General features: G+C 65.5%; 15 protein-coding genes. 4 read left to right on the forward strand and 11 right to left on the reverse strand.

Annotated elements, in window-relative coordinates:
* Positions 1-16: 16 nt before the first annotated feature.
* The 4 genes from CH291_RS01310 to CH291_RS01325 form a co-directional block, all read right to left on the reverse strand.
* The gene (locus tag CH291_RS01310) at positions 17-844 is read right to left on the reverse strand and encodes a sugar phosphate isomerase/epimerase family protein (RefSeq protein ID WP_256980687.1); all 828 of its coding nucleotides are present in this window, start codon (positions 842-844) and stop codon (positions 17-19) included.
* Positions 841-1,968, reverse strand: coding sequence for a sugar ABC transporter substrate-binding protein (locus CH291_RS01315; protein ID WP_094686522.1), 1,128 nt, complete (start codon positions 1,966-1,968; stop codon positions 841-843). Before CH291_RS01315 ends, CH291_RS01310 begins: the two co-directional genes overlap by 4 nt.
* Positions 1,969-1,995: 27 nt before the next feature.
* Positions 1,996-2,841, reverse strand: coding sequence for an ABC transporter permease (locus CH291_RS01320; RefSeq protein ID WP_231893957.1), 846 nt, complete (start codon positions 2,839-2,841; stop codon positions 1,996-1,998).
* Positions 2,842-3,034: 193 nt separating this feature from the next.
* Complete coding sequence (locus tag CH291_RS01325) at positions 3,035-4,579, reverse strand: sugar ABC transporter ATP-binding protein (protein ID WP_094686523.1); 1,545 nt, start codon at positions 4,577-4,579, stop codon at positions 3,035-3,037.
* Between the two features lie 240 nt (positions 4,580-4,819).
* Between CH291_RS01325 and CH291_RS01330 the strand changes: the two genes are divergently transcribed.
* Positions 4,820-5,341 carry a VOC family protein gene (locus CH291_RS01330; protein WP_094686524.1) on the forward strand — a complete coding sequence of 174 codons (522 nt, stop codon included), beginning with the start codon at positions 4,820-4,822 and terminating at the stop codon, positions 5,339-5,341.
* 5 nt (positions 5,342-5,346) lie between these two features.
* Here the strand turns inward: CH291_RS01330 and CH291_RS01335 are convergent, their stop codons facing one another.
* Together CH291_RS01335 and CH291_RS01340 are read right to left on the reverse strand one after the other, a co-directional pair.
* The gene (locus CH291_RS01335; RefSeq protein ID WP_094686525.1) at positions 5,347-5,820 is read right to left on the reverse strand and encodes a nuclear transport factor 2 family protein; all 474 of its coding nucleotides are present in this window, start codon (positions 5,818-5,820) and stop codon (positions 5,347-5,349) included.
* Positions 5,817-7,253 carry an aldehyde dehydrogenase family protein gene (locus CH291_RS01340; protein ID WP_094686526.1) on the reverse strand — a complete coding sequence of 479 codons (1,437 nt, stop codon included), beginning with the start codon at positions 7,251-7,253 and terminating at the stop codon, positions 5,817-5,819. Before CH291_RS01340 ends, CH291_RS01335 begins: the two co-directional genes overlap by 4 nt.
* Positions 7,254-7,499: 246 nt before the next feature.
* Between CH291_RS01340 and CH291_RS01345 the strand changes: the two genes are divergently transcribed.
* From CH291_RS01345 to CH291_RS01355, 3 genes are read left to right on the forward strand one after another with little or no spacing between them, the layout of a single operon-like run.
* Positions 7,500-8,114 carry a hypothetical protein gene (locus CH291_RS01345; protein WP_094639098.1) on the forward strand — a complete coding sequence of 205 codons (615 nt, stop codon included), beginning with the start codon at positions 7,500-7,502 and terminating at the stop codon, positions 8,112-8,114.
* Positions 8,111-10,654, forward strand: coding sequence for a putative PEP-binding protein (locus tag CH291_RS01350; protein ID WP_094686527.1), 2,544 nt, complete (start codon positions 8,111-8,113; stop codon positions 10,652-10,654). The genes CH291_RS01345 and CH291_RS01350 overlap by 4 nt, the downstream gene beginning before the upstream one ends.
* 10 nt (positions 10,655-10,664) lie before the next feature.
* Positions 10,665-11,735 (forward strand): acyl-CoA dehydrogenase family protein, encoded by a 1,071-nt coding sequence (locus CH291_RS01355; RefSeq protein ID WP_094686528.1) that lies wholly within the window; start codon positions 10,665-10,667, stop codon positions 11,733-11,735.
* A 17-nt stretch (positions 11,736-11,752) separates the two neighbouring features.
* On the opposite strand, the gene CH291_RS01360 is transcribed toward CH291_RS01355, so the two are convergent.
* Genes CH291_RS01360 through CH291_RS01380 form a run of 5 tightly spaced genes read right to left on the reverse strand, consistent with a single transcriptional unit; the run spans position 11,753 to position 17,042 of the window.
* On the reverse strand, positions 11,753-13,003 hold the full coding sequence (locus tag CH291_RS01360; RefSeq protein WP_094686529.1) for an acyl-CoA dehydrogenase family protein: 1,251 nt from the start codon (positions 13,001-13,003) through the stop codon (positions 11,753-11,755).
* Positions 13,004-13,016: 13 nt separating this feature from the next.
* Positions 13,017-14,171 carry a thiolase family protein gene (locus CH291_RS01365; RefSeq protein WP_094686530.1) on the reverse strand — a complete coding sequence of 385 codons (1,155 nt, stop codon included), beginning with the start codon at positions 14,169-14,171 and terminating at the stop codon, positions 13,017-13,019.
* On the reverse strand, positions 14,168-14,554 hold the full coding sequence (locus CH291_RS01370; RefSeq protein WP_094686531.1) for a Zn-ribbon domain-containing OB-fold protein: 387 nt from the start codon (positions 14,552-14,554) through the stop codon (positions 14,168-14,170). Before CH291_RS01370 ends, CH291_RS01365 begins: the two co-directional genes overlap by 4 nt.
* A gap of 14 nt (positions 14,555-14,568) precedes the next feature.
* The gene (locus CH291_RS01375; protein WP_094639092.1) at positions 14,569-16,005 is read right to left on the reverse strand and encodes a 2-oxo acid dehydrogenase subunit E2; all 1,437 of its coding nucleotides are present in this window, start codon (positions 16,003-16,005) and stop codon (positions 14,569-14,571) included.
* A gap of 2 nt (positions 16,006-16,007) precedes the next feature.
* Complete coding sequence (locus CH291_RS01380; protein WP_068051571.1) at positions 16,008-17,042, reverse strand: alpha-ketoacid dehydrogenase subunit beta; 1,035 nt, start codon at positions 17,040-17,042, stop codon at positions 16,008-16,010.
* Positions 17,043-17,055: the final 13 nt, after the last annotated feature.

A 17,055-nucleotide genomic window follows, 5' to 3' on the forward strand; every position in this document is an offset into this window, starting at 1 on the left:
CAATGCAGTTTGTTGGTCATGTCTCCAGTTTCTCACTTTCCGCGTCGTCGAGCACCTTTCGCGTCGCTCGACCCAGTTCTGCAATCCACGCCCGCGTGTCGGCCGCGCTACGGGCGGACGGGACCTCCACGCTCACCGCAGCCGTCGATGGGAGTGCGTGCACGAGATCGGCCAGTGGGAATGCACCCAGTCCCGGTGGGAGCCTGTCGGTTCGAGCCTCGGTGATCGCAGCATTCAGGTCGTCCGAGGGCTCCGCCGACGCTGCATCACAGATCTGCCAGTACGGCAACGAGTTCTCGTCGACGGCGTCGAGATCGGCCAGCTCCGATCCCGCCCGGATCCAATGCAGGGCGTCGACGAGGACGCCGGAATCGCTCCCCCGAGCTTCGGCGACGAATGCAGCAGCGGCAGTGAAGTCCCGAACAGACGAGAAAATCATCGGCTCGAGACAACACCGTAGGCCGTACACCCCGGACAACTCCGACAGGAGGTCGAAGTTGTCGATTGCTCGACTGCGATCGTCATCGAGCACCGTCACGAGCAGATGCTTCGCCCCGAGTTCGGCACCTGCCTCGACAATCGCCGACCAATCGCCCTCGGAGCTTCCGGGATGCAGCTTGACCACCTCGACATCGAGAACTCGTATCCCGTTGTGCGCCAACGCAGATGCTGTATCCCGCAGCAGCGCCGATCCCGCCGGGAGAAGGAATCCCCTGTCCCGTTCGCCCTGCGCCACCCGGATACCCACCGCGTCGAAGCCACCCGACGCAGCGCAGTCGATCAACTCCGGGGGTGATAGGTGCAGCGCCGACAGATGCGACAGGGACAGAACCCGAGGCGTCACTTCTGCCAGAGTGTCTCGAATTCACCCTGGTAATCCGCGACACCGACGTAGTACCCGGTGTCCTCGTCGAGGACTGCCGACCCGATGTTGTCACTGTTGAGCAATTGCGTGGGGAGGAACGCGGCGTCGGCCGCTGTGAGGTCGTCGCCGTTGAAATGCCGCGCCAGAGTGTCGATGACGCGCCACCCCAGAATCTGCACCGGGAAGCCGACCCACACACTGTTGTCGCCACCCTTCAGCGACTCGAGGTTGTCCGGTGTTGGCGTCTGACCGGCGAAAGTCACCTGATCGGTCAGGCTCGCACCACGCAGCGCCGCATCGACACCCAACACGAGATCGCCGAAGGAGAAGACCGCGTAGTTGATGGTCGGGTCCCGCTGGAGTGTACTGACGACGCTCTGCGGAGTCTTGGTGCCGAGATCGGTGACCTGCTGATTCACGAGTTGGGTGGTGCAGTCCGGGCACTGGGCTTCCAACTGAGCTGTGAATGCGTCGGTGAAGACGTTGAGGATCGAGTAGTCGGTGATCGAGAAGATTGCGACATTCGCCTGCCCATCGCTGTCTGCGACGACCTGACTAGCGACCATCTTTCCCCACTCCTCGACCTGAGCGTCGCCGTCCAAGGCGGTGGAGATGACACCGGCGACGGGAGGGCCCGCGATACTGTCCGCGATGACGGGAATGCCCGCGGCATCGGCAGATTCGATCTGCCGGGTGAGCATCGTGAGCGGGGTACCAGAGATGTGGATCGCGTCCGGCCGCAGCGCGATTGCCTGGTCCATCGCCTTGGGTGCCGCTTCGGCGTCGGTGCCCATCAATACTCGCTGATAGCGCCACCCGAGGACGTCCGCCGCCTGCTGGATGGCATCGTTCTTCGCGCTCGAGATCGGTTGCGGGGTCTCGATACTGATGACGTACTTGCCGCTGTCCGGAGCTCTGCTCAACGGCGTCGTCAGAACCAGATCGGCCGGCGGGGCCTCGTACTGATCGGCGACGGCCTGCGCGCCGGCGACGTCGGCAGCTTCTCCGGTCGCCGTCGTCTCGTCCGAGCTGCTGCATGCGGACACCAACAAGCTTGCGGACACGAGGGCAACGAAAGCCTTCGTCCAGTTGGTCGATTTCACGTGATCACCTTTCGGGTGGAGGAGAGTTCAGGTACGGCGGGCGGTCCGGGCCGCGAGAGCCACGGCGACGATGAGGGCGAGTCCGTTGAAGAGGTCGTTGACGAAGCTGGGAGCACCGGCCAACTGCAGTCCCTTCACACCGGTGGCAAGCAGGTAGATGGCGATCAGCGTGCCCAGTACGTTGACCCGCCCGGCGCGTATCTGAGTCGAGCCGAGGAAGACGGCCGAGAACGCCGGCAGCAGGTACGACGGGCCGATGTCGGGCGCGGCGGTGCCGAGCTTGGCTGCCAGGACGACTCCGGTGAAGGCCGCGATGGTGGCCGACGTCATCAACGCGCCGAACATGATTCGCTCGACTCGTAGTCCGGCGAGCCGTGCGGCCTGACGGTTGCCACCGGTGGCGTAGAAGTAGCGACCCAACGGGGTCTTCTCGAGTACGACGTACATCACGGCGGCGACGCCGATCATGTAGAAAAAGGGAAGGGGTAGACCGAGGAACGGCTTGCTTCCCAGATCGAGGAAGCCGTCGGTGAACCCCTCGGTGATCTGTTTGCCGTCCGTGACCCAGTAGGTCCCCGCCAGCAGAATGCTCGACATTCCCAGAGTGGCAATGAACGAGTCGACCTTGAGCTTGACGACGACGAAACCGTTGACTGCCCCGATCAGCGCACCGCAGAGCAGAGTGGTGACGACGGCGATGGGGGTGCTGACGCCCTGCGAGAGCTGGTAGGACACCATCGCGACCGAGAAGCCCATGATGCCTGCGATGGACAGATCGAACACCCCGGCAGCCAGTGGCACGATCAAACCGATGGCCAGCATCGCCGTGATCGCCTGGTCGCCGGCGATGATGCGGAAATTCCCCTGTGTCATGAAGGTGTCCGGAATCCAGAGTGCGAAGAGCGCGATGACAACGATCCACACATAGAGACCGCTGAAGCGGTCGAGTCCGAGATTCGGTCGTCGTCGAGCCGTGCGCCGTTCCGTACCACCCCTACCTCCGGGCGGCGGAGTGTGCGGCGACGCTGCTGTACCTTCGTGGGATTGTGTTGTCATGGTGATCCTTTCACCGAGGGTCTGCGCCGGACCGCACAGCAGCGGAAGCGGGTTTCTTGAGAGTCGAGGCCGTCAAGCGATCCGGGTCGATGCGAGGGCGGGAGAATTCGTCGACCACCCGGCCTGCCGACAGAACCAGCACCCGATCGCACAATCGCGTGAGTTCCCCGTGATCGGTGGACACCACGAGCACCGCGGCACCGTCCTGCGCGGCCTTGTCCACGAGCGCATGGATGTCGGCCTGAGCACCGATGTCGACACCCTGCGTCGGCTCGTCCAACAGCAACACGCGAGGACTGCGTCGAAGCCACCTGGCCAGGACGACCTTCTGCTGGTTTCCTCCGCTGAGAGTGCCGAGATGGCGCTCGGTGTCACCGGCCGGGCGCACGCCGAGTCGCTCGAGCCACGTGGCCACGTCGGCCTTCTCCCGTTTCACTCGCACTATCCCACCCCGGGAGAACCCCCACGGGTCCGCGACGGAGACGTTCTCGCGAAGGGAGGCGGTAGCGAATGCAGCATTCGAAAGCCGCTCGGCAGGAACGCATCCGACGCCCGCCGACATGGCGAGGTCGGGGCGCCCCGGTTCGACGACCATACCGTCGACGACGACTGTGCCGCGTCGAGACTCGGCACCGAAGAGCGCAGGCACGATCTGCTCACGACCGGAACCGGTGATCCCGGCGATGCCGAGGACCTCACCGGACCTGATCTCGAACCCGAAGTTCTCCACCGCACCGCAACTCATGCCGGACACCTCGAGCACGGGATCCCCATCGGGGTTCGACGTCTCTTCCGGCTCGGCCAGGAAGTCGTCGATGCGACGTCCGATCATCAACTCGACGAGCCCCGATTCGTCGAGACCGTCGAGTGGACGCGTGCTCACGACTGCGCCGTCCCGCATCACGGTGACGCTGTCGCACAGCGAGAAGATCTCGTTCAGATGATGCGAGACGAACAGGACTGCGACACCGCGATCCCTGATTCTGCGCACCAGCTCGAACAGCCGAACGGACTCTGCTGCGGGAAGATTGGCCGTCGGTTCGTCGAGAACCAGTACTGCGGCTCGACCCGACCTGTCCTGAACCGCACGGGCGATCGCGAGCATGGTGCGTTCGCTCATACTGAGCGCCCCGGCGAGCTTCCCCAGTTCCAGCTCGACTCCCAATTCGGCTAGGGCGGCTTCGGCCCGGGATCGCTCGGCACGGAAGTCGATCGTTCCGACCGCGGTGGTCAGGTAGCCGTGGCCGAGTGCCAGATTGTCGACGACATCGAGGGTTTCGACCAACCCGAGTTCCTGGTGGACGAATCGCAGGCCGGCAGCTTCACCGCTGCCGGGGACACCGAGGGCCAGCTCGTGACCATCGACCGATATTCGGGCACCGTCGTCCGGGTCGTGATATCCGGCAAGCACTTTGATGAGCGTCGACTTGCCGCACCCGTTCTGGCCGACCAGCCCTCGAATCTCCCCCGGGGCCAACTGCAAGTCCACGCCGGCGAGCGCGCGATGCCCGCCGAAGGTCTTGGAAAGACTGGTGATGCTCAGTGCATCGGTCATGGAAGCCCGCCTGTGACTTGAGTTACTTGAGTCTCGCTTTTGTTACCCACGTCATACTCAACTATGTACAGGGATAAGTCCAGCAATCTGCGAAACTTGACATTGTTTGCCTCAGTGCAGGAATCATGGAACCTGCCGGAACAGCAGTACCTACGGTGACCGAACGCCGACTCTGCATATCTGCAGTCGTTCATCAGTTAGCAAGCATCAATATCGACAGTGGAAATCGAGGCATCAGGGATGAGCGAGTTCGAGTTGGGCAGTGTGGTTCAGATCGCGTACATGGTCGACGACATTCACGAGGCGGCCGCCGACTTTTCCGTCCGTACCGGGGCAGGCCCGTTCTTCGTGCGTAGAAACGTCATCACGGCCGCCGACGGCCCCGACGGCAGAACGGGGGCTTTCGACCACTCATCGGCCTACGGGCAATGGGGCCGCATGCAGATCGAATTGGTACAGACGCACTCGGCCGAACCGCCGGAATTCGCGGAGACCACGCGAGCACGCGGGTGTGTGCACCACGTTGCGATCATGGTTGCGTCGTTTGCCGAGCACCGACGGCAACTCACCGAGCGTGGTTGGCCGGCATTGCTCTCGGCGTCCACCCCGCACGGCAACAACTTCGCGTTCCACGACGCCCGGCCGCAGCTCGGGCATCTTCTGGAGATCTACGAACCGCGACCGAGCATTGTCGAGCTGTATCGACGCGTTGCCGACGCCGCGACGAACTGGGACGGAACCGATCCCGTTCGCAGCCTGTGACGCGCCTAGGCCTCGGCGAGGAGCGCTGCCGCTCGCTCGCGGGCCAGCGTCAGCACCTGCGGGTTGCCGGAGTTCCAGAGAACCGTCAGTTGCTTCCGGCAGATCTTCCAGTCACCGTCGACTCGCACGACCGAATCGGTGTAGTACCCGCCGATGGTGAACACGGCGTCGCCGGAGGTGTTCGGGAGTACGTGCTCGGCACGCACGTAGGTGATCACCGTGCCCCGATCTCCCGCGACCGTGATGTCGAAGTTCGACAAGAAATGTTGCGATGCAACGAGACCCGGAAACAGCATCCGCCCACGCTGCACCCAGTCCTCGGCGCGGAAGTGCCCACCGTTACCCGCGCGGTAGCTGGTGTAGTCGACGTCGATCTCGTCGGTGAACACGGATCGATACATATCCCAGTCACGCAGGTCGATCCCTCGCGCGAATCGCGCCATGAGCCGGGTGATGTCACCGGTCGCCTCGGCGCTCATGTCGCAGGCAACTGTAGGGAGATCTTCTCGAAGTACTCGTCCAGTCCATCCGGTCCGAGCTCTCGTCCGATACCCGACTTCTTCATGCCACCGAACGGTGCAAGGGCATTGAAGCGCCCCCCGTTGATGCCCACCTGACCGGTGCGCAACCTACGGGCGATGGCAATCGCTGCGTCGTCGTCGGCCGCGAACACGGCTCCGGACAACCCGTACTCGGAGTCGTTGGCAATGCGGACCGCGTCGTCGATCCCGTCGTAGGTGAGCACCGTGAGGACCGGGCCGAACACCTCTTCACGGGCGATCGCAGAATCGTTGTCGACCCGGCTCACCACCGTCGGGCGGACGAAGAATCCCGACCGTAGTCGATCGTCCAGGTCTGGCACGTCGCCCGGCCCACCGACCACGAAGTGAGCGTTCGAGGGAACTGCGGAGAGGTGATCGAGGACAGATTGCTGCTGCTCACGCGATGCCATCGGTCCGATGTCGACGGATTCGTCGAGGGGGTCACCGATCCGCTGCGAGCCGACCAACTCCGCCAGCTTCTCCTCGACGTACTCGAGGCGATCGGCGGGTACCAGCAGCCGCGTTGTCGCAGTGCAGGTCTGCCCGTTGTTGACGTAGCAGCCGCGCACCGCGGCGGTCAGAGCTGCATCGAAGTCGGCGTCGGGAGCGATGACGAAAGCCGACTTGCCTCCCAGCTCCAGAGTCACTTTCTTTATTCCGGCTGCAGCTACCTGTCCGACGCGGGCACCGGCTGCCGTCGAGCCGGTCAGACTCACCATTTCGACGTCCGGGTGTCCGGCCAGCCGCTCCCCCACCCGGCCGCCTGCCCCACTGACGATATTGAGCACGCCCGGGGGCAGAGCGGTCGAATCGGCGATCTCGGCGACCGCGAACGCGACCAGCGGGGCCACACTGCTGGGCTTGACCACCGTGGCGCATCCGGCTGCAATGGCAGGCGCGACCTTGGCGGCGAGCTGGTAGAGCGGGTAGTTCCACGGCGTGATCGCGCCGACGACACCGATGCCGACCTTCAGGATCAACGATGTCCCGCGACGTTCCTCCAACGAGGTGTCCTCGAGAATGTCCGCCATCGATCGGAAGATCGTGACTCCCAGCCCCACCTGTACGGTTCGAGACCGCGCGATCGGCGTCCCGACCTCGCGCGCCATCATCTCGGCGAGCTCGCTCTCGCGTTCGACCAGCCCGTCGGCGATCCGCCGCAACACCGAGACGCGCTCCTCGATCGAGGACTGCGACCACACATCGAAGCCGGAGCGCGCTGCGGCGACAGCGTCGTCGACGTCGGTTTCCGTTCCTGCGGGTACGCGGGCGAGCAGCTCACCCGTCGTGGCGTCGAGCACATCTATGGTGCCCCCGCCCGCGGAGGCCACCCACTTCCCGCCGATGTAGAGCTCGGTTCGGTCGTCCATGTCGCGATCCCTCTTCCCGTACGGCGGTCGGCCGAGTGGCGGCCATCACACGCAGCCTAGCCGCAAAAGGCGACATGCTGTCAAGTAACTAGCCGCAGTCAAACCTGTACAGAGTTGGACAAAGTTTCTTGACATCCACTACTATTTGAGTAGGTTATGAGCACCGTCACAGTCCCGCCTACGGTAGACGTACGTCACTTGCCGAAGGCTGTTCCCCACGGGGGACCGGAGAGCGCCAGGAGCACCATGAACGACCTTGCGACCACCACATCCGAATCGACCGCTCTGGTCGACCTCGTTGTGAAGGGCATGCTTCGAGGGCCGGTCACGCCCGAGCTACAGGCTGTCGTCGATGCCGGTGACGCCGTGGCCAAGGGCCCGGTCGTGATGCCGACGCAGGCCGGAATCGCCGCTGCCGGTGCGCAGGTTCGTCTCACAGACGGAAGCGACGAGCACTCTGCGGTCACCGACTTCCTGCGCGCATTCCTACCGGTCAACCGTCGGCTGCGGGAACTGTGCACCGCATGGCAGTGCCGTCCGGACGGCACGGCAAACGACCACGGCGATGCACAGTACGACGCCAGAATCCGCGACCAGCTCGAGGACATTCATACGTCCGTGGCCAAGCTGCTCCGCCGCGGTGGGAAGCAGTGTGCAGTCCTACTGGAGTACCGCGACCGCCTACATGTCGCACTCGAACGGTTCGACAACGGCGACACCGCGTCGATGACGTCGCCCTTGACCGATGGCTATCACACCGTGTGGATGTGGCTCCATCAGCACGTGCTGATGATGCTGGGACTCACACGCGCCGAGGACGAGGCCCTCGAGGAGGAACTCGTTCGCGGTAGCGCCGAATGACCCTGTCCGACAGTTCCGTACTCACCTCCGCGCGCGCAGCAGTGCCGTACGGGCAAGGCCGTGCTCGCGGTCTCGGTGCCGACGCGCTGGGGGTTCACGGCGTCGAGATGGACAACCTTGTCGCGCTCGGGCTTCCGGTCGTACCCGGGCTGACGGTGCCGATCGGGTCCGGTGCCGGCCTGCGCGTTCCCGACACCGCGAGCGCCACGATCGATCTGTTGGAGAAGTTGGCAGTCCGCGGGATCTGGCCGTCGGTGCGCACCGAGCGCCGACCCATGCTGCTGCATCTGCGATGCAGCGCACCGGTTCCGGTGTCGGCTCTGCCTCCTGCCATCTCGGTCATCGGGCTCTCGCCCCTGAACGTCGATGCACTCGTCGAGGTGATCGGACGCGATCGCGACATCTACGACTCGTGGGCTGCGACCCTTCGATTCGTCGCCGAAGGTACCCTCGACGTCGACACCGACGATCTCGACGATCTGGACGAGGACCACCCCGACAGTCGGTCTCGCGTACCCGCCCTTCTCGAACTGATCGAACGTGCGACGGGCAGTCCGTTTCCCACCGAACCTGCCGAGCAGCTCGGCCTCGCAGCGACCGCCATGTTGGCTCGCTGGGCCTCTCCCCGCGGGCAGCGGGCCCGCCGCTCTCTGTCCCTACCGGACGATCTGGGCCTTGCACTGCACGTCCGTGCTCTGCGACTCGGCCCCTGGGACGACTCGGGCCATGGTTCCGCCGTCAGCCGCGACCTCGAAACCGGCAAGTACGCACCCCACGGCGTGTTCCACCTCGGTGTCCGCAAGGCCGATCCCAATCCCGGTCCTGGCGAACCACTGTCCAGCACTCCCGGTGGTGAACAGATCCTCGATCAGATCTTCGCGACTCTCGAGCCGCATCTGCGCGGTGTCGCCGAGATCGAGTTCGAGGTCCGCGATCGCCAGCTCGCCCTGCTGAGTGCAGGCGCGCTGGACCATCCAGGCCCACGTGCGGTCACCAATCTCGCCGTGGATCTGGCCAACGCGCGATCGATCGACCGCAGCGAGGCAGTGCGCATGCTCGAGCCCGACCTGATGCAGGACCTTCTGCACGCTCAGCTCACCCTCACCGGTAGCGAGCAGTTGCTCGTCCGCGGACTCCCCGCGTCACCGGGTGCTGCCGTCGGCGAGATCGCACTGTCGAGCGATCGAGCACTTGCTCTGGCAGCGCAGGGCAAGGCCGTCATCCTCGTTGCGTCCGAGACCAGCCCCGCCGACGTGCCCGCTCTGTTGGCAGCCACCGCGGTCGTCACGTCCAACGGCGGGCTCGCATCCCACGCCGCCGTCGTTGCCCGCGGTGCCGGTCGTCCGGCGGTCTGCGGCGCGGCGACCATCCGCATCGACAAAGAGCGCGCCACCGTGACGGCCGGCGGCGTGACCCTCGCCGAGGGCGACACCGTCTCGGTCAACGGCCGTACCGGTGACGTCTACGTCGGTACCGTGGCAATTCGGCCGGCCGAGCCGTCAGCGGAACTGGAAGTGTTGCTCGGTTGGGCGGACGACATCCGCGAACTGCGAATCCGCACCAACGCGGACAATGCCGACGACGCCGCTACCGCCTTTCGCCTCGGTGCCGAGGGAATCGGACTGTGCCGCACCGAGCACCAGTTCCTCGGCGATCAACTCCCGCTGGTTCAACGGCTGGTACTGGCCGAGAGCGAGGCCGAGGAGATCGAGGCCATTGCGGCCCTGACCGCCGCGCAACAATCGGACTTCACCGACCTGCTCCGTGTCGTCGGCGACCGACCCGTCACCGTGCGCTTGCTCGATGCGCCGCTGCACGAGTTCCTCCCGGCCGACGGCCACTATCGCGACCGCGAACAAGCCGAACGTGCTGCTGCCACACACGAATCGAACCCGATGCTCGGTCTACGCGGAGTTCGATTCGCAATGGTGCAGACCCGGTTGTATCCCGCCCAGGCCGAAGCTCTGTTCCGTGCGTGGGTCGTGGTGAACGGCGAAGGAATGACACCGCAACTCGAGGTCATGATTCCGCTGGTGTCGCTGCCGGGCGAACTGACCGAGGCCATCGCACAGGTGCACCGGGCCGCTGCGACCGTTGCCGCCGACACCGGCGTCACCGTTCCCTATCTCGTCGGCAGCATGATCGAGACTCCCCGCGCAGCCCTGCTGGCCGAACCATTGGCCGCCGAGGCCCAGTTCCTCTCCTTCGGGACGAACGACCTGACCCAGCTCACCTACGGGTTCTCCCGCGACGACGTGGAGAAGACGGTACTGGCCCACTATCTCGAACACGGTCTGTTGACGGACAGCCCGTTCGCCGTCCTGGATCGGGACGGTGTCGGCGCTCTGGTCTCCATGGCCGTCGACCGTGCCCGCACCGCTCGTCCCGACGTCAAACTCGGTGTCTGTGGTGAGCACGGCGGCGATCCGCAGTCCATCTCGTTCCTCAATTCGCTCGGCCTGCACTATGTCTCGTGCTCACCTCGGCGGGTCCCGGTGGCCCGGCTCGCCGCGGCGCACGCCACCCTCGAAAGCCGGTGAATTCCACACGATGAGCGCCGAACTCGACGCCCTTCGAGCTGCCGTCCGCGCTGCTGCCACCGAACTCGGCGGACACGACCTGTGCCGTCGACTCGATCCGGCCGGCCCAGGATGGGACACGCGCGCCTGGTCGATACTGGCGGAGCAGATCGGAACAGCAACACTCGGATTACCCGACTCCTGCGGTGGCATAGGTGGATTGGACGAGTTGGCCGTCGTCGCCGAGGAGCTCGGCGCTGCCCTGCTTCCGGTCCCCTTCCTCTCGACCCTGTTCGCGGTGCAGGTGCTCGTCGGCGCAGGCAGCGCCGAGGACGTGGTGTCCGACATCGCCGAAGGGCAGCCTGCGGCATTCGCCGGGCTCGACCGGCGCGGGTGGTGGTCGCCCGACCACCTGCCGTTCACCGCCTCGGAGAACAGCCACGGATGGACGGTGAGCGGGCACACGCCAGCCGTCCCGGGTGCCGCAGGCTCGCGATGGATCGTCACCGTGGCCGCAACTCCCGACGGCCCCGATGTCTTCGTCCTCGAGGCGTCTGCCGACGGCGCGTCGATCTCCCGCGTCGAGACACTGGATCTGTCCCGCGCTCAGGCCTCTGTGACCCTCACCGATACCTCGGCACGACGTCTCACGACTGGCGGCAGCGCTGCGACCGCACTACTTCCGGCCCTCGACCTCGCCTGCATAGTGCTGGCCGCCGAGCAGCTCGGCGGTGCCCAGGCCAGTCTCGATGCCACGGTCCGGTACGCCAAGGAACGACGGCAGTTCGGCCGCGAGATAGGTAGCTTCCAGGCGGTGAAGCACTCGCTCGCAGACCTACTGGTGCTGGTGGAGTCGAGTCGGTCAGCGGTGACCCGCGCGGTCGAAGCCGAAGACCGCACCGAAGCCGGTTCGGTTGCCCAGGCGTGGTGCTCGGACGCGTACCGAACGGTGACGGCCGAGGCGGTGCAACTGCACGGCGGCATCGGCTTCACCTGGGAGCACCACTGCCACCTGTACTTTCGACGTGCACGCGCAGACGCTCAACTCTTCGGTGGTTCTGCGTTCCATCGGGAACGTCTGGCCCTCGCCCTCGCCTGGTGAGACCTCCACCCGGTAGATCAGCGCTTGTCGCTCCCCGACCACGGCCGATCACGATTCTCCCGTGGCTCGGACGGTAAGCCGAGCACTCTTTCGCCGATGATGGTTCGCTGAATCTGATCGGTGCCGCCCGCCAGCCGGTAACCCGGGCTACCCAACACGTGCTCGGACCACGCGAAGAGGTCGTCGTTCACCCGGGCGGAGATGTTCTCTCCCAACAGGTCTGCGGCAATCTCGCCGATCCTGCTCAGCACGTCCGATGCCATCAGTTTTCCGACCGACGCGGCCGGTCCCGGCGAGATCCCTGCCGCAGCGGCCCTCGCTACCCTGTCGGCGGTGGCGGCGCGCAGTTCGGATCGGATGTACACGTCGGCGATGTCCTGACGCACCAGCGGATCGCCGGCCACGCCGAGGGATTGTGCGAGAGTCACCAACTCTGCGACCGAGCCGCCCTTCTTGCGGGTCACCGAACCGGAGGCGGTGCGCTCGAAGGCCAGAGTGGCACCGGCAACTTTCCACCCCGCGCCGACGTCGCCCAGGCGCATGCTGTCGGGAACTCGAACGTTGTGCAGGAACACCTCGTTGAAGGATGCGCCCCCGCTCATCTGCCGAATCGGGCGGATCTCGACGCCCTCGAGGTCGAGTGGAACCAGGAACGCGGTGATTCCCTTGTGCTTGGGCACGTCGGGATCGGTGCGGGCCAGGAGCATCCCGAGGTCTGCGAACCGTGCGCCCGACGACCACACCTTCTGCCCGTTGAAGATCCACTCGTCACCGTCGCGCACCCCACGGCATCCCAGAGCCGCCAGATCCGAGCCGGCACCGGGCTCGCTGAAGAGCTGACAGGCCAGCAAATCCGTGCGCAGCAGTGGATTCGCGTAGGTCTCACGTTGTTCGTCGGACCCGAACATCGCGACCGCGGGGCCGACGAGACCCGTGGTGACACTGATGAGTTCGGTCGAAGGCGGAACATCGAACTCGCGCTCGGCCTGGGCGATGGCCGATGCGAACGACGCGGGAAGCCCGCGTCCACCGTGCTTGACCGACAACGTCACCGCGCCGTAGCCTGCATCGAAACGCCTGCGACGGTATTCTCTGACGGCGTCGAGCAAGGCCGACTCGTCGTCATCTGACAGATTGCGAAAGACGGCCAGGTCCGGCCGGTCGTCCGGTGACGGGGTCGGCCGCGGCGGGAGGATCGAGCTCAACCACGAGCGGACCTCCGACCGGAAATCGGCCAACTCGGGAACGGTGTCGACAACCTCTGTCATGGTTCGCCTTTCGCTATCGGCTCGTCAGCACGGTGCAGGCCGACAGACCCGGTGCCCCGTAGACATGCGTGAATCCGACGGTCGGCCCGCCGGGCACCTGACGCCCGTCCGCTCGACCCTGCAGTTGACGCACCACCTCGTGCACCTGCCGCAATCCGGATGCGCCGATCGGCTCACCTCCGGCCAGACATCCACCGTCGGTGTTGATCGGGAGCTCGCCGTTCCAGTCGGTCGCTCCGGAGCCGAGCAACTGTGCTTGCTCACCGTGCTCGCAGAGCCCGGTTTCGGCCATGTGGATCAACTCGGACCCGGAATCGGTGTCCTGCAACTGCGCCACATCGACGTCGGCCGGATCCACACCCGCTCCGGCGAATGCAGACGCGGCCGCGTCGATACTCGGGCTGTGCACCGGATCGGTGGTCAACCAGGGTGAGAAGACCTCGAAGGATCCCGGTCGTCTCGTTCGGACTTCGACGGATGCCAGCCGAATCGGCCGCTCGCACATGTCGTGTGCCCGCTCACCCCGAGCGAGAATCAGTGCCACACCGCCCTCGCCCGGCGAACAGAACATGTACTGGGTCAGCGGGTCGTTGATCATCGGGGACGCCAGAACCTGCGCAGAGGTCAGCGGAGTGCGACGCCATGCCATCGGATGCGCGGCCCCGTTGGCGAAGGCCCGCTCGGATACCGCGGCGAGGGCGTACTCGTCGAGTCCGTACCGGTGGAGGTACCGACGAGTCTTCATGGCGAAGTACTGCGTGGTGACCATCAGACCGGTCTGCGCGTACCAGGGGTCGAGACCGTAGGCCGCTGGGTCGGATGCGAATGCTCCTCGCGGGTGCTTGTCGAAACCGACGACTGCGACGATCCCCGCTCGACCGGCGGTGAGCATGTCGGCCGCGGTCGACAGCGCGACTCCCCCTGTGGCGCAGCCGTTCTTGACGGTCGTGAACGGGATTCCGGTCGGCCCGAGCCGAGACACCAGCGAGTCGGGCTTGCCGGAGACGTTGCTGCCACCGACGGCCGCATCGACGTCGGACCACCCGATTCCGGCGTCTTTCAGTGCGGCACGAAGTGCGTGTTCACCCATGTCCATACCGGACACACCGTCGTGTCGCCCGAAGGCGTGCATACCGGCTCCGACGACGAAGATGTCGGCGGGGTTCAAGACGCCACCGTGGTGAAGGCGAAAGTGACGTCGCCACCGCCGAGGTCGAGCACACGCAGTTCGACCTCGTCTCCGATCGCTACCTCACCGATGATTCGGGACTCGACGAGCACCGTACCGAGATCGACGTATCCGACGACGAACGGTTCGAATCCCGACGGCGGCGGCTGGTACGGCGGTTTCGGCGCGAACGCCTGGGTGGTCCACGTCCAGATCGTTCCTCGGTTCGGCAGCGCGATGCGCGTGACGTACTCGCCGGTACACCCCGGGCACCGATGGGCTGCCGGAAAGACGACCACATCGCAGTCGCCACAAGAACTCCCGGCCAACAGTGGTGGGTCGAGTTCGACGAACAGCCTGTCGTCGATCGCAGTCGATTCCATCTCCTACCGCTCGCCTAGTCCGCCAACAGGCTCAGCGGACGCGCCAGGATCTCGCTCACCGTACGGAGGTATTCCGCCGCGGGAGCTCCGTCCACGGCCCGATGATCGAACGTCAAGCTCAGAGTCATCACCTGAGTCTTGACGGGAGTGTGCCCCTCCCAACGGAATCCGTCCTTCACTCTGCCGACTCCGAGGATCGCCACGTTGCCGGGATTGATGACCGGCGTGAAGAAGTCGACTCCGTACGCCCCGAGCGTGCTGACCGAGAACGTCGCACCCTCCATGTCGGACGATCCCAGCCTCCCCGTCCTGGCAGCTGTCGCCAATTCCGTGGTGCGAGCGCCGATTGCGCCGATCGACAACGAATCCGCTCCCCGGACGACCGGAACGACGAGACCACCCTCGACCGACACGGCGACGCCGATGTCGATGGCCTCGAAGAGGGTCACCTCGTCGTCGGCGATTCCCGCGTTCAGCAGTGGATGCTTCCTCAGCGCCAGCGCTGCGGCCTTGACCACGAACGCGTTGAGGCTCGGCGGCTTCGACCCGCTGCGCGCGGACTCGGCTCCCAGTTCGGCCCTGATCTGCACCAGTGCGGTCACATCCGCTTCGTAGCCGTGCGTCAGCTGCGCCATGGAGTGCAGACTGTCGAGCATGTTGCGAGCGATGGCGCCTCGCATGCCCTTCAGCGGAATGACGTCGCCGGCTTTCGGGCCGGTCTCGCGCGCAGGCGCGTCCGCTCCCACCGGTTCCACGGCAACTGGAGTCGACACACTGTGCCCGGCAGCAGCCTCGATGTCGCCCTTGATGATTCGCCCTCCGGTACCGGATCCGACGAGCCGGCTCAGATCCACTCCGAGCTCGGCTGCTCGACGACGGAGTACCGGTCCGACGAACTGTCCGGCCGCGCGGTCCGCACCGACCGCCTTCTGTGCCTGCGCTGCTTCGGGTGTCGCTACCTTCTCGTGAACAGGCACTGCCGCGAGGAACTCCTCGACGTCCTCGGACACGATTCGTCCGCCGGGGCCGGAACCCCGTACACGGGCAAGATCGATGTGGGACATCGCAGCGACCCGACGGGCATTCGGAGACGACTTGATTCGTGAGTCGCTGCCCAGGGTGGGCACCTCGGTCTCGACGGCGGCGGTGGCACCGTCGGCGGCGGCCGGTTCGTCCGCGGTCACGACCGCCGCGTCGACGCCCGGTGCCGTTTCCCCGTCGCCGAGAAGCCACCCGATCACCGCGCCGACGGGCAAGACGTCACCGGCCTGCGCGGTCGTCGCCAGGATTCCCTCGGCCTCTGCCTCGACATCGACATCGACCTTGTCCGTTTCCAGGCGCAGAAGAACGTCGCCCAGACCGATGCGCTGGCCGGATTCGGCCACCCACTCGCCGATCACGCCTTCCTGCATCGTCAGACCCAGCTTCGGCAGCACGATCTGCTGAGCCACGATCAGTTCCTTTCGAGGAGACGGCGTGCACCCGCGACGATGCGGTCGGCGTCGGGAACGTAGGCCTTCTCGAGTGGAGTGCTGAACGGCACAGGCGTGAAGGGCGCGCCGACGCGCAGGACGGGCGCGTCCAGGTAGTCGAACGCCTCCTCCTGGATCTGCGCGGCCACCTCGGCTCCGATTCCGCCGAAAGTCACTGCCTCGTGCACCACCAGAATGCGGTTGGTCTTCGACGCGGACCTCACGATGGTGGCAGTGTCCAGCGGCTGGACCGTGCGAGGATCGACGACCTCCACCGACACCCCGGACTCGGCCAGGATGTCCGCGGCTTTCAGCGCTTCGGAGACCATGCGGCCGAACGCCACGATGGTCACGTCCTCGCCTTCTCGCGGGACGGACGCCTCGCCGAGCGGGATTGCGTAGACGTCCTCTGGAACCTCGGCGCGGGCACCGAGAAGGACCTTGTTGAGCATGAACACGACGGGGTTGTCGTCACGTACCGCCGAAACCATCAGTCCCTTGGCGTCGTACGCGTTCGACGGCATGACCACCTTGAGGCCGGGCGTATGAGCCAACCAGGCCTCGAGGCTCTGTGAATGCTGTGCGCCCGCACTGACTCCGGCTCCGTATGCGACTGCGATGACCATGGGGACCTTGACGTCGCCGCCGTACATGAATTTCATCTTGGCGGCCTGGTTGACCACCTGATCGAGCGCGACGGCCAGGAAGTCCATGAACATGATGTCGATGATGGGGCGTAGACCACGTGCGGCCGCCCCGACGCCGAGTCCGATCAGACCCATCTCGGCGATCGGAGTGTCGACCATGCGGCGCGATCCGAACTCGGCGAGCAGCCCGTCGTACATGTGGAAGACGCCGCCGTAGGCCGCGACGTCCTCGCCGGCGACGAAGACGTTCTCGTCTTCGTGCATGACCTGGGCGACGGCCTCGTTGTAGGCCTTGACGTAGGTGGTGACTCTGCCCGCAGCGGCCGGTGCCGTCGCGGTTGCGTTGGGTGATTCCGTTGCAGTAGACATTCTCAGCCTTTTC

Origin of the sequence: Rhodococcus sp. 14-1411-2a (assembly GCF_002259485.1) — a bacterium.
In the GTDB taxonomy this organism is placed as follows: domain Bacteria; phylum Actinomycetota; class Actinomycetes; order Mycobacteriales; family Mycobacteriaceae; genus Rhodococcoides.